Genomic DNA, 3,316 nt, shown 5'->3' with positions numbered 1-3,316 from the left:
TGCACAGTACTTCAAACTGTAATGTTGGTAATACTACTTGTAGGTATTAACGACTGTTTGGGGTTGTATAGTCAAGTAATTAAGTGCATGTGGTGGATGCCTTGGCAGTCAGAGGCGAAGAAAGACGTGATAGCCTGCGAAAAGCTCCGGGGAGGCGGCAAATATCCATTGATCCGGAGATATCTGAATGGGGGAACCCACCTACTATAAGGTAGGTATCAATAGCTGAATACATAGGTTATTGAAGCGAACGAGGGGAAGTGAAACATCTCAGTACCCTTAGGAAAAGAAATCAATTGAGATTCCCTTAGTAGCGGCGAGCGAACGGGGATCAGCCCATTAAGTGATGTGTGTTTTAGCGGAACGCTCTGGGAAGTGCGACCGTAGAGGGTGATAGTCCCGTACACGAAAGGGCACACATCATGATGACGAGTAGGGCGAGGCACGTGAAACCTTGTCTGAATATGGGGGGACCATCCTCCAAGGCTAAATACTCCTGACTGACCGATAGTGAACCAGTACCGTGAGGGAAAGGCGAAAAGAACCCCTGTGAGGGGAGTGAAATAGATCCTGAAACCGCATGCATACAAGCAGTGGGAGCCGACTTGTTCGGTGACTGCGTACCTTTTGTATAATGGGTCAGCGACTTACATTCAGTAGCAAGGTTAACCGCATAGGGGAGCCGTAGAGAAATCGAGTCTTAATAGGGCGTATAGTTGCTGGGTGTAGACCCGAAACCAGGCGATCTATCCATGAGCAGGTTGAAGGTTGGGTAACACTAACTGGAGGACCGAACCCACTGTCGTTGAAAAGCCAGGGGATGACTTGTGGATAGGGGTGAAAGGCTAATCAAGCCTGGTGATAGCTGGTTCTCCCCGAAAGCTATTTAGGTAGCGCCTCGGACGAATACCATAGGGGGTAGAGCACTGTTTCGGCTAGGGGGTCATCCCGACTTACCAAACCGATGCAAACTCCGAATACCTATGAGTACTATCCGGGAGACAGACTGCGGGTGCTAACGTCCGTAGTCAAGAGGAAAACAATCCAGACCGCCAGCTAAGGCCCCAAAATCATAGTTAAGTGGGAAACGATGTGGGAAGGCATAGACAGCTAGGAGGTTGGCTTAGAAGCAGCCACCCTTTAAAGAAAGCGTAATAGCTCACTAGTCGAGTCGGCCTGCGCGGAAGATGTAACGGGGCTAAAACTATGTGCCGAAGCTGCGGATGTAACTTTAAGTTACGTGGTAGGGGAGCGTTCTGTAAGCCGATGAAGGTGTATTGAGAAGTATGCTGGAGGTATCAGAAGTGCGAATGCTGACGTGAGTAACGACAAAACGGGTGAAAAACCCGTTCGCCGAAAGACCAAGGGTTCCAGTCCAACGTTAATCGGGGCTGGGTGAGTCGACCCCTAAGGCGAGGCCGAAAGGCGTAGTCGATGGGAAATGGGTTAATATTCCCATACTTCTGTGTAATGCGATGAGAGGACGGAGAAGGTTAAGTCAGCCTGGCGTTGGTAGTCCAGGTGGAAGACAGTAGGCATGCATCTTAGGCAAATCCGGGGTGCTCTATGCTGAGAGTCGATATCAAGCTGTACTTGTACAGTGAAGTGGCTGATACCATACTTCCAAGAAAAGTCTCTAAGCTNCAGTTACACAGGAATCGTACCCGAAACCGACACAGGTGGTCAGGTCGAGTAGACCAAGGCGCTTGAGAGAACTCTGCTGAAGGAACTAGGCAAAATGGTACCGTAACTTCGGGAGAAGGTACGCTGCTGAGGGTGATGGGACTTGCTCCCTGAGCGCTTGGCAGCCGCAGAAACCAGGCCGCTGCAACTGTTTATTAAAAACATAGCACTCTGCAAACACGAAAGTGGACGTATAGGGTGTGATGCCTGCCCGGTGCTGGAAGGTTAATTGATGGGGTTAGCGTAAGCGAAGCTCTTGATCGAAGCCCCAGTAAACGGCGGCCGTAACTATAACGGTCCTAAGGTAGCGAAATTCCTTGTCGGGTAAGTTCCGACCTGCACGAATGGCATAATGATGGCGGCGCTGTCTCCAGCAGAGGCTCAGTGAAATCGAAATCGCTGTGAAGATGCAGTGTACCCGCGGCTAGACGGAAAGACCCCGTGAACCTTTACTGCAGCTTGACATTGAACTTTGACCTTACTTGTGTAGGATAGGTGGGAGGCTATGAAGATGTGACGCCAGTTGCATTGGAGCCATCCTTGAAATACCACCCTGGTAATGTTGAGGTTCTAACTCTGCCCCGTAATCCGGGGCGAGGACCATGTCTGGTGGGTAGTTTGACTGGGGCGGTCTCCTCCTAAAGAGTAACGGAGGAGTACGAAGGTGCGCTCAGCGTGGTCGGAAATCACGCGTAGAGTATAAAGGCAAAAGCGCGCTTAACTGCGAGACCCACAAGTCGAGCAGGTACGAAAGTAGGTCTTAGTGATCCGGTGGTTCTGTATGGAAGGGCCATCGCTCAACGGATAAAAGGTACTCTGGGGATAACAGGCTGATACCGCCCAAGAGTTCATATCGACGGCGGTGTTTGGCACCTCGATGTCGGCTCATCTCATCCTGGGGCTGAAGCAGGTCCCAAGGGTATGGCTGTTCGCCATTTAAAGAGGTACGCGAGCTGGGTTTAGAACGTCGTGAGACAGTTCGGTCCCTATCTACCGTGGGCGCTGGAAATTTGAGAGGATCTGCTCCTAGTACGAGAGGACCAGAGTGGACGAACCTCTGGTGTACCGGTTGTGACGCCAGTCGCATCGCCGGGTAGCTATGTTCGGAAGGGATAACCGCTGAAAGCATCTAAGCGGGAAGCCTACCTCAAGATAAGATTTCCCTGTGACTATATGTCACCTAAAGAGCCGTTCAAGACTAGGACGTTGATAGGTTGGATGTGGAAGCATAGTGATATGTGAAGCTGACCAATACTAATTGCTCGTGAGGCTTGACTATACAACACCCAAACAGTTGTTGTATTCAAGATAAATTCGATACGAAAACTTGATTTAGTCAATAAACTAGTTACAATACCGACTCAATTTCCAATCCGTTAATAACTCTTTGGTTCGTAAGTAAGGCATACATTATTAAGTAATGTGAATAAGACCCCAAAGCACCACAACAGTTTGCTGGCGACAATAGCAAGAGTGAACCACCTGATCCCTTCCCGAACTCAGAAGTGAAACCTCTTCGCGCTGATGGTAGTGTGGCGTTAGCCATGTGAGAGTAAGTCATCGCCAGCTTTTAAATGCTAAATACCCCCTGATCAAAAGATCAGGGGGCTTTTTATTGGGAAAAATAAATATA

Annotated in this window: 2 rRNA genes; both read left to right on the top strand. The window is 49.5% G+C overall.

The annotated features are described in order from the left end of the window. Positions 1–69 precede the first annotated feature (69 nt). Positions 70–2,962 (top strand): 23S ribosomal RNA (locus JR005_RS12010). 175 nt (positions 2,963–3,137) lie between these two features. Then, a 5S ribosomal RNA gene (rrf, locus tag JR005_RS12005) occupies positions 3,138–3,252 on the top strand. Positions 3,253–3,316: the final 64 nt, after the last annotated feature.

The sequence above is a fragment of the Acinetobacter sp. Colony158 genome, from assembly GCF_019264745.1.
In the GTDB taxonomy this organism is placed as follows: Bacteria; Pseudomonadota; Gammaproteobacteria; order Pseudomonadales; family Moraxellaceae; genus Acinetobacter; species Acinetobacter ursingii.
The sequence above is the reverse complement of the archived record's forward strand: the minus strand, read 5'-3'. Positions and strand labels throughout refer to the sequence as shown.